Annotated in this window: 29 protein-coding genes; 17 read left to right on the top strand and 12 right to left on the bottom strand. The window is 68.3% G+C overall.

What is annotated here, in order from left to right; genetic code table 11:
• Positions 1 to 61: 61 nt before the first annotated feature.
• Positions 62 to 661 (bottom strand): DUF4124 domain-containing protein, encoded by a 600-nt coding sequence (locus AC3RCE_RS03790; protein ID WP_492254564.1) that lies wholly within the window; start codon positions 659 to 661, stop codon positions 62 to 64.
• Positions 662 to 772: 111 nt separating this feature from the next.
• On the bottom strand, positions 773 to 2,758 hold the full coding sequence (locus AC3RCE_RS03785) for a lytic transglycosylase domain-containing protein (protein ID WP_492246358.1): 1,986 nt from the start codon (positions 2,756 to 2,758) through the stop codon (positions 773 to 775).
• 14 nt (positions 2,759 to 2,772) lie between these two features.
• Here AC3RCE_RS03785 and AC3RCE_RS03780 point away from each other — a divergent pair, with 14 nt between their 5' ends.
• From AC3RCE_RS03780 to AC3RCE_RS03770, 3 genes are all read left to right on the top strand, one after another.
• A complete protein-coding gene (locus AC3RCE_RS03780; protein ID WP_218293142.1) occupies positions 2,773 to 3,345 on the top strand; it encodes a 5-formyltetrahydrofolate cyclo-ligase in 573 nt (190 codons plus the stop codon).
• 138 nt (positions 3,346 to 3,483) lie between these two features.
• On the top strand, positions 3,484 to 4,176 hold the full coding sequence (locus AC3RCE_RS03775) for a glutathione S-transferase family protein (RefSeq protein WP_492254563.1): 693 nt from the start codon (positions 3,484 to 3,486) through the stop codon (positions 4,174 to 4,176).
• A gap of 8 nt (positions 4,177 to 4,184) precedes the next feature.
• On the top strand, positions 4,185 to 4,493 hold the full coding sequence (locus tag AC3RCE_RS03770) for an NIPSNAP family protein (RefSeq protein WP_492254562.1): 309 nt from the start codon (positions 4,185 to 4,187) through the stop codon (positions 4,491 to 4,493).
• 24 nt (positions 4,494 to 4,517) lie between these two features.
• Here AC3RCE_RS03770 and AC3RCE_RS03765 read toward each other — a convergent pair whose 3' ends face one another.
• Positions 4,518 to 4,961, bottom strand: coding sequence for a hypothetical protein (locus tag AC3RCE_RS03765; RefSeq protein ID WP_492254561.1), 444 nt, complete (start codon positions 4,959 to 4,961; stop codon positions 4,518 to 4,520).
• Positions 4,962 to 5,006: 45 nt separating this feature from the next.
• On the opposite strand from AC3RCE_RS03765, the gene AC3RCE_RS03760 reads away from it, so the two are divergent.
• Entirely contained in the window at positions 5,007 to 6,260 is a 1,254-nt protein-coding gene (locus AC3RCE_RS03760) for a multifunctional CCA addition/repair protein (RefSeq protein ID WP_218293138.1), read from the top strand.
• A 134-nt stretch (positions 6,261 to 6,394) separates the two neighbouring features.
• A complete protein-coding gene (locus AC3RCE_RS03755; protein ID WP_218293137.1) occupies positions 6,395 to 6,853 on the top strand; it encodes a GNAT family N-acetyltransferase in 459 nt (152 codons plus the stop codon).
• A gap of 35 nt (positions 6,854 to 6,888) precedes the next feature.
• Here AC3RCE_RS03755 and AC3RCE_RS03750 read toward each other — a convergent pair whose 3' ends face one another.
• Positions 6,889 to 7,530, bottom strand: coding sequence for an NrsF family protein (locus AC3RCE_RS03750; RefSeq protein WP_492254560.1), 642 nt, complete (start codon positions 7,528 to 7,530; stop codon positions 6,889 to 6,891).
• Complete coding sequence (locus AC3RCE_RS03745) at positions 7,517 to 8,161, bottom strand: sigma-70 family RNA polymerase sigma factor (protein WP_218340541.1); 645 nt, start codon at positions 8,159 to 8,161, stop codon at positions 7,517 to 7,519. The genes AC3RCE_RS03750 and AC3RCE_RS03745 overlap by 14 nt, the downstream gene beginning before the upstream one ends.
• A 207-nt stretch (positions 8,162 to 8,368) precedes the next feature.
• On the opposite strand from AC3RCE_RS03745, the gene AC3RCE_RS03740 reads away from it, so the two are divergent.
• The 4 genes from AC3RCE_RS03740 to AC3RCE_RS03725 are packed head-to-tail and all read left to right on the top strand — an operon-like array spanning position 8,369 to position 10,747.
• The gene (locus tag AC3RCE_RS03740) at positions 8,369 to 8,656 is read left to right on the top strand and encodes a BufA1 family periplasmic bufferin-type metallophore (RefSeq protein ID WP_218293134.1); all 288 of its coding nucleotides are present in this window, start codon (positions 8,369 to 8,371) and stop codon (positions 8,654 to 8,656) included.
• 4 nt (positions 8,657 to 8,660) lie between these two features.
• A complete protein-coding gene (bufB, locus tag AC3RCE_RS03735; protein ID WP_492254559.1) occupies positions 8,661 to 9,506 on the top strand; it encodes an MNIO family bufferin maturase in 846 nt (281 codons plus the stop codon).
• Complete coding sequence (locus AC3RCE_RS03730) at positions 9,497 to 10,264, top strand: HvfC/BufC N-terminal domain-containing protein (RefSeq protein ID WP_492254558.1); 768 nt, start codon at positions 9,497 to 9,499, stop codon at positions 10,262 to 10,264. The genes bufB and AC3RCE_RS03730 overlap by 10 nt, the downstream gene beginning before the upstream one ends.
• 9 nt (positions 10,265 to 10,273) lie before the next feature.
• Complete coding sequence (locus AC3RCE_RS03725; RefSeq protein WP_218293131.1) at positions 10,274 to 10,747, top strand: DoxX family protein; 474 nt, start codon at positions 10,274 to 10,276, stop codon at positions 10,745 to 10,747.
• Positions 10,748 to 10,762: 15 nt separating this feature from the next.
• On the opposite strand, the gene trxC is transcribed toward AC3RCE_RS03725, so the two are convergent.
• A complete protein-coding gene (gene trxC / locus AC3RCE_RS03720) occupies positions 10,763 to 11,200 on the bottom strand; it encodes a thioredoxin TrxC (protein ID WP_492254557.1) in 438 nt (145 codons plus the stop codon).
• A gap of 206 nt (positions 11,201 to 11,406) precedes the next feature.
• Here trxC and otsB point away from each other — a divergent pair, with 206 nt between their 5' ends.
• Genes otsB through otsA form a run of 3 tightly spaced genes read left to right on the top strand, consistent with a single transcriptional unit; the run spans position 11,407 to position 15,374 of the window.
• Positions 11,407 to 12,144, top strand: a complete 738-nt coding sequence (otsB, locus tag AC3RCE_RS03715) for a trehalose-phosphatase (protein ID WP_369641323.1) — start codon at positions 11,407 to 11,409, stop codon at positions 12,142 to 12,144.
• Positions 12,141 to 13,946, top strand: coding sequence for a glycoside hydrolase family 15 protein (locus AC3RCE_RS03710; RefSeq protein ID WP_218340545.1), 1,806 nt, complete (start codon positions 12,141 to 12,143; stop codon positions 13,944 to 13,946). The genes otsB and AC3RCE_RS03710 overlap by 4 nt, the downstream gene beginning before the upstream one ends.
• A gap of 48 nt (positions 13,947 to 13,994) precedes the next feature.
• Positions 13,995 to 15,374 carry an alpha,alpha-trehalose-phosphate synthase (UDP-forming) gene (gene otsA, locus AC3RCE_RS03705; protein ID WP_218293127.1) on the top strand — a complete coding sequence of 460 codons (1,380 nt, stop codon included), beginning with the start codon at positions 13,995 to 13,997 and terminating at the stop codon, positions 15,372 to 15,374.
• A 51-nt stretch (positions 15,375 to 15,425) separates the two neighbouring features.
• Here otsA and AC3RCE_RS03700 read toward each other — a convergent pair whose 3' ends face one another.
• From AC3RCE_RS03700 to AC3RCE_RS03680, 5 genes are all read right to left on the bottom strand, one after another.
• Positions 15,426 to 15,620, bottom strand: a complete 195-nt coding sequence (locus AC3RCE_RS03700) for a DUF2905 domain-containing protein (RefSeq protein WP_056164478.1) — start codon at positions 15,618 to 15,620, stop codon at positions 15,426 to 15,428.
• Positions 15,621 to 15,725: 105 nt separating this feature from the next.
• Positions 15,726 to 16,601, bottom strand: a complete 876-nt coding sequence (locus AC3RCE_RS03695) for an ABC transporter permease (protein WP_369641322.1) — start codon at positions 16,599 to 16,601, stop codon at positions 15,726 to 15,728.
• A complete protein-coding gene (locus AC3RCE_RS03690; protein WP_492254556.1) occupies positions 16,598 to 17,623 on the bottom strand; it encodes an ABC transporter ATP-binding protein in 1,026 nt (341 codons plus the stop codon). The genes AC3RCE_RS03695 and AC3RCE_RS03690 overlap by 4 nt, the downstream gene beginning before the upstream one ends.
• A gap of 13 nt (positions 17,624 to 17,636) precedes the next feature.
• Positions 17,637 to 18,689, bottom strand: a complete 1,053-nt coding sequence (locus tag AC3RCE_RS03685) for an ABC transporter substrate-binding protein (protein WP_369641321.1) — start codon at positions 18,687 to 18,689, stop codon at positions 17,637 to 17,639.
• 86 nt (positions 18,690 to 18,775) lie between these two features.
• Positions 18,776 to 19,696: a TauD/TfdA dioxygenase family protein gene (locus AC3RCE_RS03680; RefSeq protein ID WP_218340549.1), complete on the bottom strand. Its 921-nt coding sequence runs from the start codon at positions 19,694 to 19,696 to the stop codon at positions 18,776 to 18,778.
• Between the two features lie 195 nt (positions 19,697 to 19,891).
• On the opposite strand from AC3RCE_RS03680, the gene AC3RCE_RS03675 reads away from it, so the two are divergent.
• Both AC3RCE_RS03675 and eutC read left to right on the top strand, forming a co-directional pair.
• Positions 19,892 to 21,301, top strand: a complete 1,410-nt coding sequence (locus tag AC3RCE_RS03675) for an ethanolamine ammonia-lyase subunit EutB (RefSeq protein ID WP_218340550.1) — start codon at positions 19,892 to 19,894, stop codon at positions 21,299 to 21,301.
• A complete protein-coding gene (gene eutC, locus AC3RCE_RS03670) occupies positions 21,298 to 22,113 on the top strand; it encodes an ethanolamine ammonia-lyase subunit EutC (RefSeq protein WP_492254555.1) in 816 nt (271 codons plus the stop codon). The genes AC3RCE_RS03675 and eutC overlap by 4 nt, the downstream gene beginning before the upstream one ends.
• On the opposite strand, the gene AC3RCE_RS03665 is transcribed toward eutC, so the two are convergent.
• Positions 22,114 to 23,232, bottom strand: a complete 1,119-nt coding sequence (locus AC3RCE_RS03665; protein WP_492254554.1) for a class I SAM-dependent methyltransferase — start codon at positions 23,230 to 23,232, stop codon at positions 22,114 to 22,116.
• A 15-nt stretch (positions 23,233 to 23,247) separates the two neighbouring features.
• Between AC3RCE_RS03665 and AC3RCE_RS03660 the strand changes: the two genes are divergently transcribed.
• From AC3RCE_RS03660 to AC3RCE_RS03650, 3 genes are read left to right on the top strand one after another with little or no spacing between them, the layout of a single operon-like run.
• Positions 23,248 to 24,033 carry an SDR family oxidoreductase gene (locus tag AC3RCE_RS03660; RefSeq protein ID WP_492254553.1) on the top strand — a complete coding sequence of 262 codons (786 nt, stop codon included), beginning with the start codon at positions 23,248 to 23,250 and terminating at the stop codon, positions 24,031 to 24,033.
• 29 nt (positions 24,034 to 24,062) lie between these two features.
• The gene (locus AC3RCE_RS03655) at positions 24,063 to 24,434 is read left to right on the top strand and encodes a dihydroneopterin aldolase (protein ID WP_218293118.1); all 372 of its coding nucleotides are present in this window, start codon (positions 24,063 to 24,065) and stop codon (positions 24,432 to 24,434) included.
• Positions 24,431 to 26,230, top strand: coding sequence for an LTA synthase family protein (locus AC3RCE_RS03650; protein ID WP_492254552.1), 1,800 nt, complete (start codon positions 24,431 to 24,433; stop codon positions 26,228 to 26,230). The genes AC3RCE_RS03655 and AC3RCE_RS03650 overlap by 4 nt, the downstream gene beginning before the upstream one ends.
• The last annotated feature ends 20 nt before the right edge of the window (positions 26,231 to 26,250 follow it).

Here is a 26,250-nt window from a genome sequence, read left to right as displayed (position 1 = left end):
CACCGCACGCGGCCCGGCGGCGCCCCCCCTGCGGGAAGGCGCGCGGCGCCTCACGGCAGGCTCAATGCTTGTACTGCTTGTCGCACCCCATCACGTGGTTGTAGCTGCTGGACATGCACTGGTAGAACGACTTCTTGTTGCCCGACGCGCCCTGGCAGTCCGACACGCTGTACTTGCCCTTCGCCTCGCGGATCTTGGGCACCGTCTTGTCGAAGTCGGCCTGGGCCATGTAGCCATCGCGCACATTCTTCTGCCCCACTTCCAGCATGGAGTCGGCCTGGTCGTGGATGTTGCCCACGGCGGCCTGGCAGTTCAGCGGCACCTGCTTGCTGTCGACCGTGCCCAGGGCCTTCGTGGCCCCCTCGGCAAACTCCTGCACGTCCTTGGGAATCTTCTTGGTGCCGTCCGCGTTGTACTGGACGCTGCCGGGCTTGCCGCCCCCTTTGCCGCTCGCACCGGCGCCACCGGTTCCGTTGGTGCCCTGCAGCTTCAGCGGCTCGGCATCCTGCTTGGACGGCGGCGGCTGGGAGCCATAGTGGGTCTTGCCCTCGGCATCCACCCATTTGTAGACCGGCTGCGCCTGGGCACCGGTGCCCAGGACCATGGCCATCACCGCCACCGCCATGGCGGCACGGGCCGCCATCTTTTTGGCATCTCTCATCTCGCTTCCCTCCGTAGTTTTTGATTCCAATGGGCTCCACCGCTTTTCCCCAAAACGCCGACAGCTCATGTTTTTATAGCAATCCCATGCGGCGGCCACCCCCTCCCCGTGTCAGGGAAGGTCCTTGTTCACCTCGGGCGCGGAGGCATCGCGCGGGCCGATGGTGCCCAGGCGGCTCTTGAGCGACTGGGGCTGGCCCGTGAGCATGGCGGCGTAGTTGGTGGTGTTGGACAGCACCTTCTTCACATAGTCGCGCGTTTCGGCAAAGGGCACGTTTTCGGCCCAGATGGCGGCGTCCAGCACCGGGCCGTTGCGCCAGCTGCGCGGGCGCCCCGGGCCGGCGTTGTAGGCAGCCGCCGCCATGGGCATGGAGCCCGCGAAATCGTCCAGCGCGAGCTTGAGGTAGGCCGTGCCGATGGTGATGTTGGTGTCGCGGTCGTTGATCTGGTCGGGCGTGAAGTTGGCGAGGCCGATCTTCTTGGCCGTCCAGCGCGCCGTGGCGGGCATCACCTGCATCAGGCCCGAGGCGCCCACGTGGGAGCGCGCATCCATGATGAAGCGGCTTTCCTGGCGGATCAGGCCGTAGACATAGGCCGGGTCGAGGCCGATGCCGGTGGCGCGCTCCACCACGGCGCTGCGAAACGGCGTGGGAAAGCGCTGCGTGGTATCCACGACGGCCTTGGTGCGCTCGCTGGTGTTGATGCAGCGGTCCCACACCTCGCGCTGGCACGCGAAGTCGGCGGCGGCCAGCAGCTCGCGGTCGGCCATGCCGCCGCTCTGGTGCAGGTTGGTGGTGTAGTTCCACTCGCGCACGCCCTCGCTGCGCAGGCCGAGCAGGATGGCGTACAGCGCGCGGTTCAGGCCCGGGTTGGCGCGGGCTGCCGCCTTTTCTTCCGGCGTGAGCGGCGCGGGCGCGGGCGGCACGGTGATGCGCTGGCCCAGTTCTTCCAGCGCGAGTTGCTCGTAGAAACCGCGCGTGCTGGCAATGCCTTCGAGCAGCTGGCGCGCCTCGGCGCGCTCCGCGTCGGTCACGCGGCCCGCCAGGAGCGAGCGCGCCTTCCAGTACACCCAGGTGCTTTCCTGGCGCGCCTCGGCGCCCATGGCGTCCACGGCCTTGCCCACTGTCTTCCACTGGCCGGCGCGCAGCGCGGCCCGCACCTTCCAGCCCAGCAGGTCGTCGTTCAGGTCGCTGTCGCGCGTCACGTTGGCGAAGTAGCCGTGGGCGTTGCTGGCCAGCTTCTGCGCGGCGGTCTTGCCGATCACGGCCCAGGCCCAGTTGCGCTCCTCGGACGAGAGGTGCACGCCCCACTTGCTGTCGAGCTGGTGGGCAGCGCCTTCCGGGTCGGTGGTGGCCAGCTTCAGGAGCGCGAGCAGCACCAGTTCCTGCCTGGCCTTGCCGGCGGCCGTGGCGCGCGAGAGCAGGTACTTGGCGGGCGCGTCGAGCACCTCCTTGACCTGCGGCAGCGATTCGGGCGAGACGATCTCGACCGCCGTGCGCACGACGCGGGGGCGGTTGGCCTCCACGCCCAGGCGGGCCTTGCGCCAGATGTCCAGGGCCGACAGCTTCTTGTAGCCATGCAGCTCCCGCGCCGCGTGGGTGCAGCCGTCGTCGCCATCGCGCTGGGCGTACCAGTTGCTGCGCACGTCCTCGGCCACCGTGGGGCTGGCCGTTCCCTTGATCTGGTCGATCAGCAGTGCGTAGCAGCGCACCTCGCGGTCGTCCGACATGCGGTAGCCAGGGTGCTGCTCGGCGAACTGGCCCCAGTCGCGCCGCTGGCCCAGCAGCAGCAGCCAGTCGTTGCGCAGGCGGTCTTCCTGGTAGCTGCCCGCGTAGCGCTGCAGGAAGGACTGGATCTCCGATGGCGACGCCTCGCCCAGGCGCAGCTTGAGCTCCCAATAGGCCGCCCAGGGCTCCAGCGCATGGCCGCGTGCGGCGGGCAGGAGCTGCTCGAGTTTCTTGCGGTCTCCCTTGCGGAAGGCCTGCTGCATTTCGAGCAGGGTATCGTCACCACGGTTTTGCGCCATGACAAGGGGCGCGGTGGCGGCCAGCAGGCTGGCCGCGACAAGGGGTGTCAGAATCGCTCTGAGAAATTGCATGGGGGAATTATCTGATGGACAAAGCAGCCCTTCGGCGCGCGTTGATAGAAGAACGCCTCAACCTGCCCGACCGCCTACAGCGGGCCGACCTGTTACAGCAGGTGATGCGCATCTGGCTGGTCAACCGGCCCGACACCGTGATCGGCGCCTACTGGCCCATCAAGGGCGAATTCGACCCCCTGCCCGCCCTGCACCGCTGGAAGGAAGACGGCGAGCTGCTCGATGAACCCCAGCTGCGCCGCATCGGCCTGCCGGTGGTGAACAAGCTGCACAAGACCCTCACCTTCCACGCCTGGTACCCCGGCTGCCCCATGGAGGAAGACGCCTACGGCATCCCCAAGCCCAAGGACACCGAGGTCATCGTGCCCACCCTGCTCTTCGTGCCCTGCGTGGGCTACGCGCCGGGCGGCTACCGGCTGGGCTATGGCGGCGGCTTCTACGACCGCACCCTGGCCACGCTGCAGCCCAAGCCGTTCACCGTGGGCCTGGGCTTCACCCATGGCTACCTGGACGACTTCGAGCCCGAAGCGTTCGACCTGCCGCTCGATGCCATCCTGAACGACAACGGCGTGGTCTGGCCGGTCTGACCCGCCAACAGGGCCAGCACGGCCCGTGATGCGTGCCGCGCATCATTGAGGCCGCGTTTTCGCATCGCTGGCGCGCGCCACTGCCGCTAGCATGGCGGGCTGGCTTTCTTTTCTCTGATTTCCATCGGCAGGTGCCCCATGCTCAAGCTCTATATCGGCAACAAGAACTACTCGTCCTGGTCCATGCGCCCCTGGGTGCTGCTCAAGCAGGCGGGCATCGTGTTCGAGGAAGTGCGCGTGCGCTTCGACAGCTTCGAAGCCAATTCAGAATTCAAGCGCGCCATCGGCGCCGTGAACCCCACGGGCAAGGTGCCCGTGCTGGTCGACGGCGACCTGGTGGTGTGGGACACCCTGGCGATTGCCGAATACGTGGCCGAAACCCACCCCGTCCAAAAGCTCTGGCCCGCCGATGCCAAGGCCCGCGCACGCGCCCGCAGCATCTGCGCCGAGATGCACAGCGGCTTCACCGCCCTGCGCAGCCACTGCCCCATGAACATCGAGGCCAACCTGGCCGACACCGGCGCCCTGATCTGGCGCGACCAGGCCGGCGTGCGCGCCGATGTGCAGCGCCTGGTGGACATGTGGAGCGCGCTGCTGCAGGAACATGGCGGCCCCATGCTGTTCGGCCAATTCACCGTGGCCGACGCCTACTTCGCCCCCGTGTGCATGCGCCTGCACACCTACGCCCTGCCCGTGCCACCCCACATCGCCGACTACGTGCAGCGCGTGCGCGCCCTGCCCGGCGTGAAGGACTGGATCGACGAGGCCCTGGCCGAGAAGGACTTCCTGGACTTCGAAGAGCCCTACCGCCTGCGCCACACGCAAGGCTGAGCAGCGCCATGGCCGTCACCATCTACCTGCGCTACGTGCTCAACACCAGCAAGTTGAAAGAGTTCGAGCACTACGGAAAACTTTGGATCCCGCTGGTCGAGAAGTTCGGCGGTAAACACCACGGTTATTTCATGCCCAGCGAGGGCGCCAACAACATCGCGCTGGCGCTGTTCACGTTCGAGAGCCTGGCGGCCTACGAGGTGTACCGCCAGCAGTCGATGCAGGATGCGGAATGCCAGGCGGCGTTCCGCTATGCCGAGGAGACGGGGTGCATCGTGAGCTACGAGCGGAGTTTTTTCAGGCCGGTGTTCAGCTGAACGGGCACGGGCAGCCCGGCCACGCTACCGGAACTGCTTGCGCAAGAACGGCTTGTGCCGCGCGATGTGCGCCAACTGGGCGGGGGCCACGGTGCCGCCCAGGTCCTCCTCTTGCGCGTTGAGCACCTGGTTGGCATAGGCCAGCGCACGCGCCACCACCTCTTCCTCGCTCACCCCCTGCTGCGCGGCCAGGTCCAGCGCCACGCGCTTCATGGCGCGCTGCGACAGCATCCACATCGCGCCAAAGGCATCCCACGCGGCCATCGCTTCCTTGAACTTGTCGCGGTCGGCCAGGATTTCGTTCAGCGGCTTGGCCAGGATCTCCTGCAGGTCGTCCACCTTGGCTTTCAGGGCTTCGAGCTGCGCCTCGCGCTGCAGGGCCTCGGCGGCCGCGTCGGGCGCCGTGGGCACGGGCACGCTGCCGTCGGGGTTGAGCTGGGCAATGGTGAGGTCGGACGATAGGGGCATGGTGGGCTGGAATATACGGCCGGGGGCCCGGCCTAAACTACACCGATGCAAATCTACATGGTGGGCGGCGCCGTCCGCGACAAGCTGCTGGGCCGGCCCGTGAACGACCACGACTGGGTGGTGGTGGGCGCCACGCCCGAGCAGATGCTGAAGCTGGGCTATCTGCCCGTGGGGCGCGACTTCCCCGTGTTCCTGCACCCCGAGACGCGCGAGGAATACGCGCTGGCCCGTACCGAACGCAAGAGCGGGCGGGGCTACCGGGGTTTTGTGGTGCAAAGCTCGCCCGACGTGACACTGGAAGAAGACCTGTCGCGCCGCGACCTTACTATCAATGCGATAGCTAGCAGCGCCGATGGGACAAGCGCCACAGGCCTATTTGATCCCTATCTGGGAGCCAGAGACATCGCGGCGCGGGTGCTGCGCCACGTGACGGATGCCTTTCGCGAAGACCCGGTGCGCATCCTGCGCGTGGCGCGGTTTGCGGCGCGCTTCACCGACTTCACGGTGGCGCCCGAGACGATGCAGCTGATGCGCGAGATGGTGCAGCACGGCGAGGCGGACCACCTGGTGGCCGAGCGCGTGTGGCAGGAGCTGGCGCGCGGGCTGATGGAAGAAAAGCCGTCGCGCATGTTCGAGGTGCTGCGCGAGTGCGGCGCTCTGCAGGTGCTGCTGCCCGAGGTGGCGCGCCTGTGGGGCGTGCCCCAGCGGGCGGAGTACCACCCCGAGGTGGACACGGGCGTGCACCTGATGATGGTGCTGGACATGGCCGCCCGCCTGCAATCCCCGTTGACGGTGCGCTTTGCCTGCCTGGCGCACGACCTGGGCAAGGGCACCACGCCCGCCGACGTGCTGCCGCGCCACATCGGGCACGAGGAGCGCAGCGCCGCGCTGCTCAAGGACGTGGCCGAGCGTCTGCGCGTGCCCGTGGACTGCCGCGAGACGGCCGAGGTGGTGGCCCGCGAGCACGGCCACATCCACCGCAGCAACGAGCTGTCGGCCGCCGCCCTGGTGCGGTTGCTGGAGCGCTGCGACGCCATTCGCAAGCCTGCGCGCTTTGCCGACATCCTGCTGGCCTGCGAATGCGATGCGCGCGGGCGCCTGGGGTTCGAGGAATCGGCCTACCCGCAACGCCCCCGGCTCCTGGCCGTGCTGGGTGCCGTGCAGTCGGTGGCCACGCGCGACATTGCCGCGCAGGCGGCGGCCAAGGGCCTGAGCGGCCCGCAGGTGGGCACGCTGATCCACCAGGCGCGGGTGGCGGCGGTGGCGCGGTGGCAACACCCCCGCAGCGAGGCTGACTGACCCCGCGCAAAACGCCGCCACAGCGCGGGCAGAACCCTGCCTACAATCCGCGTCCGCTCGCACCCCCTCCGGGGTGCGCCTCTTGCCAGCCCCGGGGGCGCATTTTCGCGCCCCGCGGCCCTCTCCACGCCTCCATGACCACTGTGCACATCCGCCTGGCCACCCCGGCCGATACCGACACCATCGCCCCGCTGTTTGATGCCTACCGGCAGTTCTACGAGCAGGCGCCGGACCTCGCCGGAGCACGGGCATTCATTGCGGAGCGGCTGGAGCGCGCAGAGTCGGTGATCCTGCTGGCGCAGGACGCGTCCCGGGCGGCAGTGGGCTTTTGCCAGCTGTACCCCACGTTCTGCTCGGTGGAGGCGGCGCCCATCTACACGCTGTACGACCTGTTCGTGGCCCCCACGGCGCGCAAGGCGGGCGCCGGGCGCAGCCTGCTGGTGGCCGCCGAGGCCACGGCCCGCGCCCACGGCAAGGTGCGCATGGACCTGACCACGGCGCACACCAACACCGCCGCGCAGGCGCTGTATGAATCGCTGGGGTGGACGCTGGACACGGTCTTTCGCGCCTACAACAGGCGGGTGGCGGCCTGAGCGGCGGCCCGCCGCCGGGCCTGCGCCGATAGCGGCTACCAGCGCAGCAGGCGCGGCCCCAGCACGGCCCCCAGCGCCGTCGGGAGGGCCATGCCCGCCAGGTACCAGACCGCCAGGAACGGCGCGGCCATCTCGGGGCAATGCAGGGCATACACCAGCGCGCCCAGCGCGCCCGCCAGCAGGCCGGCACCCGCGCCCGTCCAGGCCAGGCGGGTGGGTGCGGCACCCTTCAGGGCCCAGAAGCCCGCGGCCAGCGCAGGCACCGACAGCGCGGCGATATTGAACGGACAGGTGCGCCAGGTGCTGCCCAGGATGAGCGGCACCCGCTCCGCCGCCGTCACCTGCGACAGGGCCAGCAGGGCCAGGGCCCACAGCAGCAGCGGCGGCACCGCCAGCAGCAGCGCCGCAGGCCGCACCGCCATGCCCGGCCGGGCCATGCGGCGCAGCAGCGCCAGCCCGGCGGCGGCCAGTGCAGCGGCAAACACCAGCTTGCCCCAGAACATGGGCTGCGCCAGGGTCGCCGGCAGGTCCGGGCGCAGGCCGAACAGGCCCAGCATCAGCACCCCGGCACCGGCAATGCCCACGGCGGCGGCCACGGCAAACCGTTGCTCTATCGCGGTGGTCCGCACCGGTCCGCCATCAGCGGCCAGCAGGTGGATCAATTCATCGGTTTTCATGCCATTCCTCCTGGGACTTGCGCAAATCAGGACGCGCCAACGACCCGTCGGCCGTGGCGGGGGATTTGCGCAAGCCCTGTTTTGCGTGAGTCATATCCCTGATCCTGGCGGCCAGGGCCTTGAGCCCCCGGTGCACGCCGACCTTGACGGCCGACTCCGACAGCCCCGTGAGGCGCGCCGTCTCGACCACCGACAGACCTTCCAGCTTCACGTACTCGATCGGCAGGCGCTGCTTGTCCGGCAAGGTGCGCAGCAGCTGCCCCAGGTCGCGCCGGGCTTCGGCGGCCTCGCTGTCGCTGCTGGCAAACAGCTCGCTGGCATCGTCCAGCGGGTCGTTGCGCCCTTCCTTCACGGCGTGCGAACGCAGCCAGTCGATGAGCTTGTAGCGCGCAATCGCATGCGCCCAGGCCGTCACCGGCATCTCGGGCCGGTAGGTGTGGCGCTGGTTGTGCACCGCCAGCAGTGTTTCCTGCACCAGGTCCTCCACCTCATCGGGCCGCTGCGCCAGGCGGCGGCGCAGGAAGGCGCGCAGGTGCGCGCTCAGCTCCTTCAGAAAGCGCTGGTAAGCGGCTGCATCGGCATCCAGCCCCTGCAGCAGCAAACCGCGCAGGCGCTCTTCCACAATCTCCATGGCGTCTCCCTGCAGGCAATTCGTATGCCGGGGCCAACGGGTTACAGGCACCGCAAAAAATTTTCTTGCACTGCCACCGCATTTTTTTGCGCAGCGCCGTAACCGGCCCGCCGCACTGCGCGAATTACAACGCAGATCGGGCAGCTGGAATCCACCTTCGTGCAGCGCCCCGGTCGGATGCAACTCTCAACCCTTGGAGATCCCACCATGACCACACGCACCCTCAGCCTCGGCGCCCTGGCCCTTGCCGCCCTGGCCTCTGGCGCCGCCATCGCCCAGACCGCCCCGATGGACGGCGCCAAGCCCGCCATGGAGAAGTGCTACGGCGTCTCGATGGCCGGAAAGAACGATTGCGCCGCCGGCCCCGGCACCACCTGCGCCGGCACCTCGAAGATGGACTACCAGGGCAACGCCTGGAAGTTCGTGCCCGCGGGCACCTGCGCATCGATCAAGACGCCCAAGGGCATGGGTTCGCTGACACCCGCCAAGGCCTGAGGCCATGGCGCTTTCCACCGCCGGCCTGGGCCTCAAGCCCCTGCACTACGACGAGGCGCTGCGGTGCACCGCCCCCGGCCTGTGGTGGGAGGTGCACCCCGAGAACTACCTGGCCGACGGCGGCCCGCGCCTGGCCTGGCTGGAAGCCATCCGCGCGCGCCACCCCGTGGCGCTGCATGGCGTGTCCCTGTCGCTCGCTGCCGATGAACCGCCCGACACAGCGCACCTGGCCCGCCTGGCCGCACTGGCGCGGCGCGTGGAACCCGTCCTGGTGTCCGAACACCTGGCGTGGTCCCGCTGGCGCGGGCAGTACCTGCCCGACCTGCTGCCGTTTCCCCGCACGCACGCGGCGCTGCACCGCATCGCTGGCAACATCGCCCGCACGCAGGACGTGCTGCAGCGGCCCATCGCCATCGAGAACCCCGCGCACTACCTGCACATCGACGGCCACGACTGGGCCGAAACCGAATTCCTGGCCGAGCTGGTGCGCCGCACCGGCTGCGGCCTGCTGCTGGACGTGAACAACGTCCATGTCAGCGCGAGCAACCTGGGCTTTTGCGCGCAGGCGTACCTGGAGGCGTTCCCTCTGCACGCCGTGGCCGAGATCCACCTGGCGGGCCACCACGCCGACCCGGTGCATGGCAACGCCTTGCTCATCGACAGCCACGACGCCCCGGTGGCGCCCGCCGTGTGGGCGCTGTACCAACGCGTGATCGAGCGCACAGGTCCCATCCCCACCCTCATCGAGCGCGATGGCAACCTGCCCGGCTTCAGTGAACTGCTGGGCGAGCGCAACCAGGCCCACCACGCACTCATGGCCGCGCACGCCGGGGAGGCCGCATGCAGCTGACCGAATTTCAGGACGGTTTCTCGGCCGCCCTGCTCGGCACCGGCCGTGCCCCGGCCACCGCGTGGTCAGCGGCCCTGGAGGCCCAGCCCGGCTTTGCCGTGTACCGCAACACCGTGCTCAAGGGCTGCATCGACGCCCTGCAGGCCAGCTACCCCACGGTGTGCCAGCTGGTGGGCGAAGACTGGTTCCGCGCGGCAGCGGGGGTGTATGCCCGTGCGCGGCCGCCCCGTGACGGGCTGCTGATGGACTACGGCGCGGGGTTTGGCGGTTTTCTGGCCGGGTTCGAACCGGCCGCCGGGCTGCCCTACCTGCCCGCGGTGGCGCGCCTGGACCGCTGCTGGACCGAATGCCACCTGGCGGCGGATGCCACCGCCGTGGACCGTGGCTGGTGGGCCCGGCAAGCGCCCGGTGCGCTGCCCGGCATGCGGCTGCGGCCGCACCCCGCAGCGCGCTGGCCCTGGTGCGACGAACACCCCGCCTACGCCCTGTGGCAAAGGCACCGCGATGGCCTGGACATCCCCACGCACCTGGCCTGGGTAGGTGATGGCGGCCTGCTCACCCGGCCCCGGGCCGAAGTGGCATGGCGCCCCCTATCGCGTGCGGGGATGGCCCTGCTGGACGCCTGTGCCGGGGGCCTGCCCCTGGAGGCTGCCGCCACCTGCGCACTGGCCACCGACCCCGCCACCGATCTTGCCGCGCTGATGGGCGCCCTGCTGGACGCGGGCGCCCTGGTCCCGCCCCCTTCACACACAGGCTGAGGAGCCCCCATGGCAACAACCACCCACTTCCCCACCGCCCCCGCCAAGGGCCCCCGCGTGCTGCTGGCACGGCTGGCCGATGCCGCCGCCCGCCTCACCCCGCACGGCCTGCTGGCCCTGGTCAACCGGGTGGCGGTGGCGGGCATCTTCTGGCGATCGGCGCGCACCAAGGTCGAGGGCTGGTTCACCCTCTCCGACAGCGCCTATGCGCTCTTCCGCGAGGAGTACCGGCTGCCCCTGATCGCGCCGGAGCTGGCTGCGCAGATGGCCACCGTGGCCGAACATGTGTTCCCTGTCCTTCTGGTGCTGGGCCTGTGCACGCGCCTGTCCGCACTGGCCTTGCTCGGCATGACGCTGGTCATCCAGGTGTTTGTCTACCCCGATGCCTGGCCCACGCACCTGTCGTGGGCGGGGTTGCTGCTGTACCTGGCGGGGCGCGGCGCGGGCAAGGTGTCGCTCGACCGGGCGCTCGGAATTCGCTGACGCGTGGGCTTTTTTTTAGCCCACCGCCGTCCGCACCCAGCGCACGATGTCCGCCGCGCCGAGCGCCCCCGAGATGCGCGCCACCTCGCGCCCCTGCTGGAAGAGGATCATGGTCGGAATGCTGCGGATCGCATAGCGCGCCGCGATCGCCTGGTGCTCTTCGGTGTCGAGCTTGGCCAGGCGCACGCGCGGCTCCAGCTCGCGGGCGGCCTGCGCGAACGCCGGGGCCATTTGCCGGCATGGCCCGCACCACGGCGCCCAGAAATCGACCAGCACCGGGATGTGGCTTCGGCCCACATGGCGATCAAAAGTGTCGGCGTCGAGCGCAAGCGGCGCGCCCGCGAACAGGGGCTGGTGGCATTTGCCGCAGTCGGGCGCGCTGGCCAGGTCGGCGCCTTGCACGCGGTTGGTGGTGTGGCAGTGCGGGCAGACGATGTGCAGGGCGTCGGTCATGCGGTGGACGTGGTGGGTGGAGGGGTAAGGGGATCGCTTCCTTCTGCACAGTGCGGCCAAGGCGCGGCATTTCAAGCCGCGGCCGGCAACTCTTCGCCCGGCGCAAACCCGCGCACGGCCAGTGGCAGGAAGTTACGCACGATTACCACGGCCAAAGCCCCCTTCCACGGGAGGCGGTTTAGCGCCATCTGCTAAGGTCCTGCCCCATGCAGCTGCTCCCGTTACTGACAACTGCCCATGCGCTTTTTCTCGATTTCGACGGCACGCTGACCGAGTTGGCACCGCGCCCCGAGGCGGTGCGCGTAGCCTCCGGCCTGGTTCCCACACTGGCGTCCCTGCATGCCCATCTGGGGGGGGCGCTGGCCATCGTGACCGGGCGGCCCGAGTCCGACATCGATGGATTCCTCGCGCCGCTGCGCCTGCCGCTGGCCAGCGAACACGGGGCGCAATACCGCCTGGGCGACACCTCCCACCCCGCCATCGAGCCGCCGGACCTGGCGCCCGTCCTGCAGGCCGCGCGGAACCTCGCGGCGCGGCACCCCGGCCTGCTGGTGGAGGCCAAGCGCGCCAGCGTGGCCTTGCACTACCGCCTGGCCCCCCCGCTGGAAGCGTTGTGCCACGACACCCTGGTGCGCGCGATGCAGCATGTGGACGGCGTGGAACTGCTGCGCGGCAAATGTGTCTTTGAAGTCAAGCCCCGTGGAGTCCACAAGGGCCAGGCCATCGTCGACTTCATGACCCAGCCGCCGTTCGCGGGCCGCACGCCGGTCTTCGTGGGCGACGACGTCACCGACGAGGCCGGCTTTGCCGCCGTGCAGGCGCTGGGGGGATGGGGCATCAAGGTCGGCGAGGGGCCGACCATGGCACAACACCGCTGCATGACATCCGCCGCGCTGCGCGGCTGGCTGTCTTCTGCACGCACCACCTGGGAGCGCGAACGATGAACACGCCAGCCACCGAACCCCAGCCCGGGTCCTTGAACCTGGGCATGATTGGCAACTGCGCCATCAGCGCGCTGATCGACGACCACGCCCGCATGGTGTGGTGCTGCCTGCCCCGGTTCGACGGCGACCCGGTCTTCAACGCCCTGCTGCAGCCCGGCGATGAGGGCAGCCACTTCGCCGTCGAACTGGAAGACCTGGCCTCGGCCCACCAGTGGTACGAGCCCAACACCGCGATCCTGCGCACGCAGCTGTTCGACAAGGCGGGCCACGGCATCGAGATCACCGACTTCGCCCCGCGCTTCTACAGCCGCTCGCGCTACTTCCGGCCCATGACGCTGGTACGCCGGGTGCGCCCCATCCAGGGCGCGCCGCGCATCCGCGTGGCGCTCAAGGTGCGCTACGACTGGGGGCAGACGGAACCCCGGATCACGCGCGGCAGCAACCACATCCGCTATGTGGGCGAGGGCATGACGCTGCGCCTGTCCACCGATGCGCCGGTCTCGCACGTGCTGTCGGGCCAGGCCTTCGTGCTCACGCGCGAACACAACTTCCTGCTGGGAGCCGACGAGACGCTGGTGGAGGGCATCGCCGACACCGCCCGCCTGTTCGAGCAGGAAACCACCTCGTACTGGCGCAACTGGACCCGCGCCCTGGCCGTGCCGCTGGAGTGGCAGGACGCGGTGATCCGCGCGGCCATCACGCTCAAGCTCTCGCTGTACGAGGACACCGGCGCCATCGTGGCCGCCATGACCACCAGCATCCCCGAATCCGCCCACAGCGGGCGCAACTGGGACTACCGCTTCTGCTGGCTGCGCGACGCGTTCTTCGTGGTGCGCGCGCTCAACAGCATCTCCGAGGTCGGCACCATGGAGGACTACCTGCGCTGGCTCAGCAACGTGGTGGTGGAAGGCGGCGACGGCCACATCCAGCCGCTGTACGGCATTGGCCTGGAGCACGACCTGCCCGAAAGCCTCGTGCCCCAGCTGGCGGGCTACCGGGGCATGGGCCCCGTGCGCGTGGGCAACCAGGCAGCCGAGCATTTCCAGCATGACGTGTACGGCAACATCGTGCTGGGCGCGGCCCAGGCCTTCCACGACCACCGCCTGCTGCACCGCGCGGGCCTGGCCGAATTCACGCGACTGGAACAGGTGGGCGAGAACGCGGTGCGCGTCTATGGCCAGCCCGATGCGGGCATGTGGGAGCTGCGCACGCGCGCCCGGGTGCACACCTCGTCCGCGCTGATGAGCTGGGCGGCCTGCGACCGGCTGGCCAAGATCGCCGCCACCCTGCAACTGGCAGACCGCGCCAGCCACTGGCAGCAGCATGCGGACCGCATGCGCGCCGAGATCCTCGACAAATCCTGGTGCGAAGCGCGCCAGGCGTTCGCCGAGAGTTTTGGCGGCCATGAACTCGATGCCAGCGTGTTGCTGATGGCCGAGGTCGGCCTCATCGACCCCAGGGACCCGCGCTTCGTGAGCACGGTGGAGGCCATGGAAAAGAGCCTGTGCGACGGCCCGTACATGCGCCGTTATGAAGCGGCCGACGACTTCGGCAAGCCCGAGACGGCGTTCAACATCTGCACCTTCTGGCGCATCGACGCGCTCGCGCGCATCGGCCGCAAGGCCGAGGCCCGCGCCATCTTCGAGACCATGCTGGCCGCGCGCAACCCGCTGGGCCTGCTGTCCGAAGACACGCACCCCGAAACGCGCGAGATGTGGGGCAACTTCCCGCAGACCTATTCGATGGTGGGCGTGATCAACGCCGCCGTGCGCCTGTCCGCGCCCTGGGACAGCGTGATTTGAGGCCGTGTCCGACAGGCGGCGCCCCCCAACCCCGCCGATGATCGGGGGATGAGCCGCCTCGTCGTCGTATCCAACCGCATCGCAGACCCCCGCAAACCCGCAGCCGGAGGTCTGGCCGTGGCACTGGGCGACACTCTCAACCGTACGGGCGGCCTGTGGTTTGGCTGGAGCGGCAACATCGCGGAGGCGGGCACGCCCGGCGAAGGCGAGCTCCAGACCCGCCAGGCGGGCCCCGTGACGCTCGCCACCGTGGACCTGTGCCGCGAAGACCATGACACGTACTACCACGGCTACAGCAACAGCGTGCTCTGGCCGGTGTTCCACTACCGGCTGGACCTGGCGGACTTCAACACCCGCTACATCGCGGGGTACCGGCGCGTGAACCAGATGTTCGCGCGCAAGCTGCTGCCCCTGCTGCGCGACGACGACATCATCTGGGTGCACGACTACCACCTGATTCCGCTGGCCGCCGAGCTGCGTGCCATGGGCTGCAGGCAGCGCATCGGCTTCTTCCTGCACATCCCCATGCCGCCGCCGCTCATCATGGCGGCCATCCCGCAGCACGAATGGCTGATGCGCTCGCTGTTCGCCTACGACCTCGTGGGCCTGCAGAGCGAAGCCGACGTGTCGCACTTCACGCGCTACGTGCGCAATGAAGGCAGTGCCGAGGAGGTGGATGCCCAGCGCCTGCGCGCCTTTGGCGCCACGGTGCACGTCAAGGCCTTTCCCATCGGCATCGACGTGGACGAGTTCACGCGCCTCACGCAGGCCCCCGACGCGGTGGAAACCTACGAGAACATGCGCGACGAGTACTCGCGCCGGCGCCTGCTGCTGGGCATCGACCGGCTGGACTACTCCAAGGGCATACCGCACCGCGTGCGCGCCTACCGCGAGCTGCTCGACCGCTACCCCGAGAACCGCAACAGCGCCACCATGATCATGATCGCCTCGCCCTCGCGCGACGACGTGCATGCCTATGCCGACCTGCGCCAGGAGCTGGAGGGGCTGTGCGGCGCGGTGAACGGCGACTATGGCGAGCTGGACTGGATGCCGGTGCGCTACATCCACCGCATGGTGGCGCGCAAGCGGGTACCGGGCCTGTGCCGCGCCGCCGCCGTGGGCCTGGTCACGCCGCTGCGCGACGGCATGAACCTGGTGGCCAAGGAATACGTGGTGGCGCAAGACCCGGACGACCCGGGGGTGCTGGTGCTGTCCCGCTTCGCGGGGGCGGCCGAGCAACTCAAGGAAGCGCTGCTGGTGAACCCCTACGACACCCAGGGCATGGCCGACACCATCCAGCAGGCGCTGCAGATGCCGCTGGCCGAGCGCCAGGCTCGCCACCAAAAGCTCATGGCCCGCATCCGCGAACATGACGTGCACTGGTGGCGCAGGTCGTTCCTGCAGGCGCTCCAGGCGGCAGGCGACTGAAGCCGCCACGCGCGGCGGCACATTCTGCCCCGGTGCGCGTGCCGCAGGGGGTCAGAGCAACTTCGTGAGCAGGCTCACCACAAAGCTCAGGAGCAGCGTCGACGCCAAGGGCACGTCCCAGTCCCGGCCCAGCCAGCGAAAGCGCAGGTCGCCGGGCAGGCGGCCAAACCCCATGCGCCTGAGCAGGGGCGACAGCCAGCTCAGCAACATCAGAGCCAGGAAGATGACGAGAAGCCAGCGGATCATGCCCACAGTGTAGGGCTGCAGACCCGGTCGCCCCCCCACGGCGCAGGCATGCGGCGTGCCCTCACGGCATCCCGCGCCACGAGCGCCGGGCTGGCGCCGACCCCTTCAGCGCTGCACACCCCAGCGCCGCACCGTCAACCGTTCCAGCGTGTGGAAACCCAGGCTCTCCACCGCCAGGCCGATCAGGATCACCAGCACCAGTCCCGCGAACACCTTGTCGGTATAGAGCTCATTGCGGTTCTGAAAGATGTACCAGCCCAGGCCGCCCTTGCCCGACGAGGCGCCGAACACCAGCTCGGCCGCGATCAGCGTGCGCCAGGCAAAGGCCCAGCCGATCTTCAGGCCCGACAGGATGGACGGCAGCGCGGCCGGCACCAAGATCTGCAGCACATAGCGGATGCCGGTGAGGCCGTAGTTGCGGCCGGCCATGCGCAAGGTCTCGGGTACGGACTGGAAGCCCGCGTACGTGTTGAGCGCCAGCGGCCACAGCACCGAGTGGATGAGCACGAACACCAGGCTGCCCTGCCCCAGGCCGAACCACAGCAGCGCCAGCGGCAACAGCGCGATGGCTGGCAAGGGGTTGAACATGGAGGTCAGCGTGGACAGCAGGTCGCGCCCGAACTGGGTGGACACGGCCAGCGTGGTGAGCACGAAGGCCCCGAGGATGCCCGCGAGGTAGCCCTTGAGCAGCACCGACAGCGAGATCGCCGTCTTGGCGATCAGCTCGCCCGAGGCCAGGCCTTCGACCAGCGCCCTGGCGGTCTGCAGGAAGGTGGGCAGCAGCAGGTCGTTGTCCTGCCAGCGCGCCACCACCTCCCACAGCACGGCCAGCACCGCCAGGATCACGAGCTTGCGCACAAAGGCCTGCTGCCAGATGCGCGCGGCCAGGGGCAGGGGCAACACGGGCGCGATACCGCCCAGCGGCTCCAGGCTGCGCTCGAACTCGGGGCGCACGGGAGGGGTCAGCAGGGAGGCACTCATACGGAAATCTGGAAGGGCAGCGAACCCGCAGGCCGCTGTGGGGGAATGAGCGGCACGCCACCACGGCGGCCAGGTGCCAGAGCTTCGGCATCGGCCTGCACCGACCCCGGCACGGCCCCGGCATCGGGTTCGTCGAACAGCAGGCGGTGGATGCGCTGGGCCGTGGCCTGGAACTCGGTGCCGCCCAGGCTGTGCAGCCCGAACTGGTGGCTGTTGACCTCGGCGCGCAGCCGCCCCGGGTGCGGCGAGAGGATGGCGATGCGGTTGCCCACCACCAGTGCCTCTTCGATGGAGTGCGTGACGAAGATCAGCGTGAAGCGAAACTCGTCCCACAGCGAGAGCAGTTCTTCCTGCATGCGCCGGCGCGTGAGGGCGTCGAGCGCGGCAAAGGGTTCGTCCATCAGCAGCACCTGGGGCTGCATGGCCAGCGCGCGCGCAATGGCCACGCGCTGCTTCATGCCGCCCGAGAGCTGGTGCGGATGCACGTCGGCGAACTTGGACAGGCCCACCTTGTCGATGTACAGAGCCGCGCGTTCGGCCGCCTCCTTGCGGCCCACGCTGCGCGAGGCCAGCAGCGGGAACATCACGTTCTCGCGCACGGTCTTCCACGGGGGCAACTGGTCGAACTCCTGGAACACCACCACCCGGTCGGGCCCGGGCCGCGTGACGGCGCGGCCGTCCAGCAGGATCTGGCCCTCGCTGGGCGCGATGAAGCCGGCGATCGACTTGAGCAAGGTGGACTTGCCGCAGCCCGAGGCCCCGAGCAGCACGAAGCGGTCGCCCGCAAACACGTCGACACCCACGCGGTGCGTGGCGCGCACCACGCGCTCGCGCGTGCGGTAGTCGATGCTCACGCCCTGCACCTGCAGCAAGGCGGCGTTGGGGCGGGTGGGCGCGGCGGAGGCACGGCCCTCGCCCATGGCCCAGCCCAGTGCCAGTGCCTGCGCCTCGTCCTCCAGCGCATTGCGTTCGCTCTGCAGCGGCGGCGAGAAGGGGCCCATGCGGAGGGTGTGCTCGCTCATGCCCGAGACTCTCTCAGTTGCCCGACGCCGTGTGCGCGTCTTCGAAGAAATAGTCCTTGAGCGCGGTCGGCTGGTTCTTGATGGCGCCCACGCGGTGCAGGAACTGGCCCATGCCCAGCGTGTTTTCGGGGCGCACCTTGAACTGCACCTCGGGGTTCTGGATGATTTTGAGCAGCAGGCCCCGGTCGGTATTGCCGCCCGACACCTTGAGGTAGATGTCGGCCGCCTTCTCGGGGTTGGCGGCGACGAACTTCGCGGCCTCGTCGAGCGCATCGACGAAGGCCTTGTAGGTCTTGGGGCTCTCGGCGCGGAACTTCTCCGTGGCGTAGAGCACGGTGGCCGATGCCGGGCCGCCCAGCACGTCGTACGAGTTGAGGACGATCTTCGCCTTGGGGTTGCCGGCCAGCTCCTGCTCCTGGAAGGGCGGGTTGCCGAAGTGGCCGGTGATCTCGGTGCCGCCTTTGATGATGGCGGCCGCCGCATCGGGATGCGGCAGGGCCACCTGGTTCTTGTCCAGGCGGTTGAACTCCTTGTCGCCCCAGAGCTTGGCCGAGGCCATCTGCAGCACGCGCGACTGCACCGAGACACCGACGGCCGGCAGCGCGATGCGGTCCTTGTCGGTGAAGTCGGCAATGGTCTTCACGGCCGGGTTGTTGCTCACCAGGTAGTAGGGGAAGTTGCCCAGCGAGGCCACGCCCTTGACGTTCTGGCGGCCCTTGGTGCGGTCCCACAGCGTGAACAGCGGGCCCACGCCGGCACCGGCGATGTCGATGTTGCCCGACAGCAGCGCATCGTTGACGGCCGAACCGCCCGACAGCTGCAAAAACTCGACCTTGATGTCCACGCCCGCGGCCTTGCCGTGCTTCTCGATGAGCTTGTTCTCCTGCGCCACGTTGAGCAGCAGGTAGACGATGCCGAACTGCTGCGCGATGCGCAGCTGGCCTTCAGCAGCATGGGCCGTGGCGCTCAACCCACCGGCCAGCAGCAGGCCCGTGGCAGCGAGCCACGCGGCGGTCTTGCGGCCGAGGCTTCGGCGGTCAAAACGGTGGTGGGTGGAGGTGGTCATGGAAGTCCTTCAAATCAAAAATCAAACAAAATATGGCCTCAGCGCTTATCCAACAAGCGCTGACAGCTATTAAAAACAGAGCAAACTCAGAAAGGCAGGTCGCCTTCGATCGTGGTTCTGTACAGCTTGCGGCGTTCGGTGTCTGGCGTGCCCGCCGCCAGGTGCATGACAGACCGGTTGTCCCAGAACACCAGGTCGTGCGGCTGCCACGGGTGGCGGTAGGTGAACTCGGGGCGCACGCTGGCGGCGAACAGCTCGGCCAGCAGGGCCTGGCTTTCGTCCTCGGGCAGGCCGACGATGCGCGTGGTGAAGTGCTCGCTCACGAACAGGGCCTTGCGGCCCGTCTCGGGGTGGGTGCGCACCACGGGGTGGATGGAGGGCGCCACCTCGGCGATCTGCGCCTGGGTGAGCTTCGGGCGCCAGGGGCTCCTGGCGCGCAGTTCTTCGTACTTGGCCAGGTAGCTGTGCTCGGCCTGGAGCGGCGCGATGCGCGCCTTCAACGCTTCGGGCAGCGCATCGTAGGCGGCATGCTGGTCGGCGAACAGGGTGTCGCCGCCTTCGCCCGGCAGCTCCTGCGCGTGCAGCAGCGAGCCCAGGCTGGGCTTGTCCTTGTACGACAGGTCCGAATGCCAGTAGTGGCCCGCGTCGCCCAGGCCGATGGGCTGGCCGGCCGCATCCTTGATGTTGGAGACGATCAGGATCTCGGGGTGGTCCGCGAGCTGGAAGTTCTTGAGCACGTGGATCTGCAGCGGCCCGAACAGGCGGCTGAAGTCGATGTGCTGCTGCGGCGTGATGCGCTGGTCGCGGAACACCAGCACATGGTGGTCCAGGTGCGCGCGGTGGATGCGCGCGAAGTCCTCGCGGCCCAGCGGGCGCGACAGGTCCAGGCCCAGCACCTCGGCCCCCAGCGGGCCGGCAGAGCCCGCCACAGTGCGGATCACCAGACCTTGCGGTGGCGCGTCGCCATCGGTGGCGGAAAGGGACGGGAATGACGGAACAGCCGACATGGGAGCCTCGTGGGGAATGGGGACAGGCGTGCCCCGAGGTCTGCACTCTAGGCCGCGTTGCTTATTCAGGGAACGAAGGTTTTCTCAGTTGTTAACAACCAAAACAGCTAACGTGCCCTGTGGCTCCCACCCGCTATGGCGCTCTGCGGCACGCACATGCCATCATCGCCACCGGGCCCACTTCCATCCTTGCCGATGCCTGCGACCTACCACCACACCGTCAGCGGCCAGCGCTGGTCGTTCTGCGACCTGCGCGAGGTGATGGCCAAGGCCACGCCCGCGCGCTCGGGCGACACGCTGGCCGGCATTGCCGCAGGCTCGGCGGTGGAGCGCATGGCCGCGCGCATGTGCCTGGCCGACGTGCCGCTGGCGCGCTTCCTGAACGAGGCGCTGGTGCCCTACGAGAGCGATGAGGTCACGCGCCTCATCATCGACACGCACGACGCGGCGGCTTTTGCGCCCATCGCCCACCTCACCGTGGGCGGGCTGCGTGACTGGCTATTGGCAGCTGACACGGCCGCCCTGACCGCCGTGGCACCGGGCCTCACGCCCGAGATGGCGGCCGCCGTGAGCAAGCTCATGCGCAACCAGGACCTGATCGCCGTGGCGCGCAACTGCCGCGTGGTCACGCGCTTTCGCAACACCCTCGGTCTGCCCGGCCACCTGGCCGTGCGCCTGCAGCCCAACCACCCGACCGACGATGTGCGTGGCATCGCGGCGTCGATGGTCGATGGCCTGCTGTACGGCGCGGGCGACGCGGTGATCGGCATCAACCCGGCGACGGACAGCATCGCTGCCCTCACGGGGCTGGTGCACATGCTGGACGACGTCATCACCAAGCTGCAGATTCCCACGCAGTCGTGTGTGCTCACGCACGTGACGAACACGGTGCAGATGATCGAGCAGGGCGCGCCGGTGGACCTGGTGTTCCAGTCCATCGCAGGCACCGAGAAGGCCAACACCGGCTTCGGCATCAACTTGGCGCTGCTGCGCGAAGCACGCGAGGCGGCCCTGTCCCTGAAGCGCGGCACGGACTTTGGCGATGGCCGGGGCGACAACGTGATGTATTTCGAGACCGGCCAGGGCAGCGCGCTGTCGGCCAACGCCCACCATGGCGTGGACCAGCAGACCTGCGAGGCCCGGGCCTACGGCGTGGCGCGCGCGTTCTCGCCGCTGCTCACCAACACGGTGGTCGGCTTCATCGGCCCGGAGTACCTGTACGACGGCAAGCAGATCATCCGCGCCGGCCTCGAAGACCATTTCTGCGGCAAGCTGCTGGGCGTGCCGCTGGGCTGCGACGTCTGCTACACCAACCATGCCGAGGCCGATTCGGACGACATGGACACGCTGATGACGCTGCTGGGCGTGGCGGGCGTGGCCTTCATCATGGGCGTGCCGGGGGCGGACGACATCATGCTCAACTACCAGAGCACTTCCTTCCACGACGCGCTGTACCTGCGCGAGGTGCTGGGTCTGCAACGCGCGCCCGAGTTCGAGGCCTGGCTGCAGCACATGCACCTGGCCGATGGCGCGGGCCGGCTGCTGCCTGCCGCACAGCAGCAGGCCGCCATTGCGCAGCTGCGGCAGATCGGGATGCGGAGATGAGCGAGCCGGCCCCTATCACCGGCCCTCTGCCCGACCCCTGGGATGACCTGCGCGCCCACACCGCCGCGCGGCTGGCGCTGGGCCGCGCGGGCACGGCCGTCCCCACGCGCGAGCTGCTCCGTTTTGGCCTGGCCCACGCGCAGGCGCGCGATGCCGTGCACCTGCAGCTCGGCGCGGAGGCGCTGGCGGCACAAATCAGGGCGCTGGGCTGCAGCACGCTGCAGGTGGCCAGCGCCGCACCCGACCGCGCCACCTACCTGCTGCGGCCCGACCTCGGCCGGCGGCTTGGCGATGCGGATGCGGAGCGGCTGCGCGGTCTGGGGGACGGCCACACACCCTGCGACCTGCTTGTGGTCGTGGCCGACGGGCTCTCGTCCCTGGCCGTCGAACGCAACGCCGTGCCCCTTGTGGAAAACATCGTGCGCACCGCGCCGCAGGGCTGGCGGATCGGCCCGGTGGTCGTCGCCACCCAGGCCCGCGTGGCGCTGGGCGACGAGGTGGGCGCGCTGCTGGGCGCACGCCTGGTGGCGGTGCTGATCGGCGAACGCCCGGGCCTGAGCTCGCCCGACAGCCTGGGCATCTACCTCACCTGGCACCCGCAGGTGGGCCGCAGCGATGCCGAGCGCAATTGCATCTCCAACGTGCGGGCCGAGGGGCTGGCGCCGTCGGCTGCCGCAGCACGCCTGTGGTGGCTGTGCCAGGAGGCCCGGCGCCTGGCCCTGACGGGCGTGGGCCTGAAGGACCGCAGTGATGGCGTGGTGGTGGGGAGCGCGGCAGGCAAGGTGTTGCCCGGCGGGCCCGCCACGGCCTGACTACAGCCGGTGCGACCGGTCCCCGTGCACGAACCCCACGGGCTCCCACGCCTCGCCCGCGCCGAGGGCCAGCACCTTGAACAGCTCGCCCATTTCATGTTCCATGATCAATTTGGCCGCTATCGCCCGCTGTGCTTGCGGTAGTTGCTCCATTTTTTGCAGCAACCCGCAGTTGATGAGGAAGTGCGCCTGCGTGGTGTAGCCCAGCACGTTCAACCCGGCCTCCTGCGCGGCCAGGGCCATGGCGGTGAAGTTGACATGGGCGGTGATGTCCTTGCGCCCCACTTCCACCAGCGGGTCGCCATCGGCCTGGTGGCCTTGGTGGCACATCACGGTGCCCATGTGGCGCTGGGGGTGGTAGTACTCGCTCTCGCCAAAACCGTAGTCCAGCAGGAAAGCCGCGCCGCGCGTGAGCCGGTCGGCCAGCGTGCGGATGAAGCCCTCGCCCTGGGTGTGGATCTCGGTCAGGTAATCCTGCGGGCCGTCGATGTCGACGGGCGGGCGCAGGCCGGTGGGGACGTCGGCCCAGGCAAAGCTGCCGTCAGCCTGCACCACCACGCCGCGCTCGTGCCACGCCCCATTCTGCTGGCCGCCGTGGCGGGCGAGCAGTTGCACGGGCATGGCATCGAGCACTTCGTTGCCCACCACCACGCCGCTGAATTGGTCGGGCAGTGCATCCACCCAGCGCAGCTTGTCGGCATGCGCCACCAGCTTGGCCTGCTGGCGAGCCCGCAGGCTGCCCGACAGATCGACGATGGTGTAGCGCCGCACCTGGTCGCCCAGGGCATCCAGCAGTTGCAGCGCCAGCGCGCCTGAGCCCGCGCCAAACTCCCACACCTCGGAGGTACCAGTCTGCGCCAGGGCCTCGCCCACCTGCACGGCCAGCGCCTGGCCGAACAGCGGGGTCATCTCAGGTGCGGTGACGAAGTCGCTGCCGGACTCGGGCATGGCGCCGAACTTGGTGGAATCGTTGGCGTAATAGCCCAGGCCCGGGGTGTACAGGGCCAGCGCCATGAAGCGGTCAAAACCCAGCCATCCCCCCTCGGCGGCAATGGCCTGGGCAATGTGCTGGTGCAGGGCGGTCGTTAAACTGTCGGGTCTTTGGGTCACGGCCCGCATTGTCTCCCACCCCACATGTCTCACCCCGCCCCCGCACGCACCGTTCTGGTCACAGGCGCCGCCAAGCGCCTGGGCCGCAGCATTGCGCTGGCCCTGGCGGCGGGGGGCTGGCAGGTGGCGGTGCACTACCGTTCATCCAAGCAGGATGCTATCGATACCGTAGCTGCTTGCGCACAGCTGACAAGCGCCAGCGCCCATTTTGACGCTGATTTCGAGGACGAGGCCGCCGTGCGTGGCCTGCTGCCCCGCGTGGTGGCGCACTTTGGCGGCGTGGATGCGGTGGTCAACAGCGCCTCGCTGTTCGAGCATGACAACGCCGCCACCTTTGGCTTTGCCGCGCTCGAAAAGCACCTGCGCAGCAACACCGCCGCCCCCGTGCTGCTGGCCCAGGCGCTGCACCAGCACGTGGCCGACCGCGTTGCCAAGGGCGAGGCCGACGCGCAGGGCGCCGTGGTCAACCTGCTGGACCAGAAGCTCTGGAACCAGAACCCCGACTTCGTGAGCTACACGCTGTCCAAGGCGGCGCTCGAAGCCGCCGGCACCATGCTGGCGCTGGCCCTGGCACCGCGGGTGCGCGTGGTCGGCGTGGCTCCCGGCCTCACGATCACGAGCCACATGCTGGCGCAGGAAAAGTTCCAGCAGCTGCATGCGCTGAGCCCGCTGGGCCGATCGTCCACGGCCGAGGACGTGGCAGCGACCGTGAAATTCGCGCTGGAGAACCGCTCGATCACCGGCACCACGCTGCTGGTCGACGGCGGCCAGCACCTGATGAAGTTCGAGCGCGACTTCTCCATGATGTGAGCACATGCTCACGCAGAAAGCATCCATCCATGAACAACGCCGCTGGCACCCAGATCCTCACGCTCACCGGACTGCGCTTTGACGCCAACCTGGGCATCCTGTCGCATGAGAAGACGACGCCGCAGCCCATCCAGGTGGATGCCGAGCTGAGCCTGGGCGTGCAGCCGCTCACGCCGCGCGACGACGACATCCTGCATGTACTGGACTACCGCAAGGTGCGCCAGATCATCATCGACGAATGCCGGGCCGAACATGTGAACCTGCTCGAGAGCCTGATCGGCAAGCTGGCCCACCGCCTCATGCAGCTGCCCGGCGTGCTGGGCGTGCGCGTGAAGATCGCCAAGCTGGAGATTTTTGATGACTGCGAAGTGGCGATTCGCGTAGAGACAGGACAGTGGTGAGCAAGCGCAGCACTCTTTTTTGGAGCTTGATTCTCGCCCTGGCATGCACCGGTCTGATGTTCGTCCGGCTCTCCCACATACGCCATGCCATCGTTCTTGCCACCGACTGCCGCCATTGCGGCTGGAGCTGGGAAGCCCCAGCTTACGATGCGGGAGTTTTTGGACTGCTGGTGCTTCTGCTAGGGTTTGCCGGAGTACTACCTCGCTGGGCCCGGCCTTTGAAGGCCGCCGTGGGAGGAGTGATTCTCCTGCTTTACAGCACGGACGTTTTTGTTGCCGATCTGCTGAACATTCGCCTCGACATCGCCGACATCATCAAATATGCGGACGATGTAGAACTGAACAAAACCGTGGCCCTACCCCACTTCGCGTCACCATCTGGGGCGGCGCTGTTCACCTTGACCTTGGCGGGATGCCTCGCATTCTGGGTGTTGGCGCTGCGCATGCGCCATGGCGCCAAGCATTTGGGCGTGTTCACGGTGGCGGCGCTGGGCCTTCTCGCGGCCCGCACCCTCCCAGCCACGACGCCCTACGCTGCTGGGCAGGTCTACACGGACTACATCACCAACAATCTCCCCAGTGGCATCGACACGCCCTACACACCGCAAAAGCGCGCAGAGTTGGAGCGTCAGGCACCGCCCGCGCAAACATGCGCCAAGCCCCGGCATGCACCTCGCCCCGTGATCCTGCTGGTGGTCGAATCACTTTCGCTTTACCACAGCAAGAAGTTTTCCGGCATCGAAGACTACACCCCAGAACTGGACACCATCGCGAGCAAATATGGTCATCTGGAGTCCTTCTATGCCAACGGGTTTTCCACCGACGGCGGGCTGATTGCGCTGCTGACCGGCTATGCCCCCATTCCCAACATCAACCGTTACCACAGTATCGACATTTACCAAGGGTATGACAGCCCAAAGCAGGATATGTTGGGCCCGCTGCAGGCGGCAGGTATTCCAACGTCGTATTTTTCGACTTCCGACCTGGGGTTTATCGGCATGGGGGACTGGCTGAAAAAACTCCAGTTCTCGTATATCGAAGGGCCCGAACACCCCTTTTACAACAGCATGCCCCGGGGCTCGTTCAATGATCCTGGAGACGAAGCCCTATACCAACGCTACCTGCAGTGGTTTGATCACGAACGCGCTCCTGGGCCTTTTTTCTCGGTGATACAAACCATCACCACCCACCCGCCCTTCGTGATCCCGGGCTCCAGTCAGCATGGCGAGGAGGCTGCGGTGCGGTACGCGGACCGCGCCCTGGGTCACTTCGTGCGCCAGCTGGAAAAGCGGGGCTTTTTGGACCAAGGCATTCTGATCATCATGGGGGACCACCGAAGCATGACCATTCAGCGCCCCGGTGAGGCCAGGACCATTGGACCTGCGGCGCATGCGCGGGTTCCGGCCGTCATCGCTGGCGTTGGCTACCGAGGCATCGGCAGCATTGCCGGGCAATGGCAACAGGCAGACCTCGTTCCATCGGTGCTGTCCACCCTGGGCATGCGCTCATGCACCAGCGATTTTCAAGGCCGCTTTGTCGAGCCTCGGCAGCAGCCAAGGTACATCTTTCACGCACAAGGAATGGAGAGAGACCGCGTGCTGATCAAGGTCAAGGACGAGCCTGATCTGCTGTTCGTGCAGCTGGACGGCGATCGCACACACTGGGTACGCCCACCCGATCCGCCCACAGCGCATCACGGCGTCATTGCCGAAATCAATCGACAGAGAGCGCGCGTCCCCCCGGCGGAGGCCAATCTGGCGGCGGGGTTCTTGCGCTGGAAAGGCCTGATGCCCTGAAGGCCGAAGGGCGATAATCC

The sequence above is a fragment of the Acidovorax sp. GW823-FHT05D11 genome, assembly GCF_058795695.1.
Note: the sequence above shows the minus strand (reverse complement) of the source record. Positions and strands in the feature narration are given on the sequence as shown.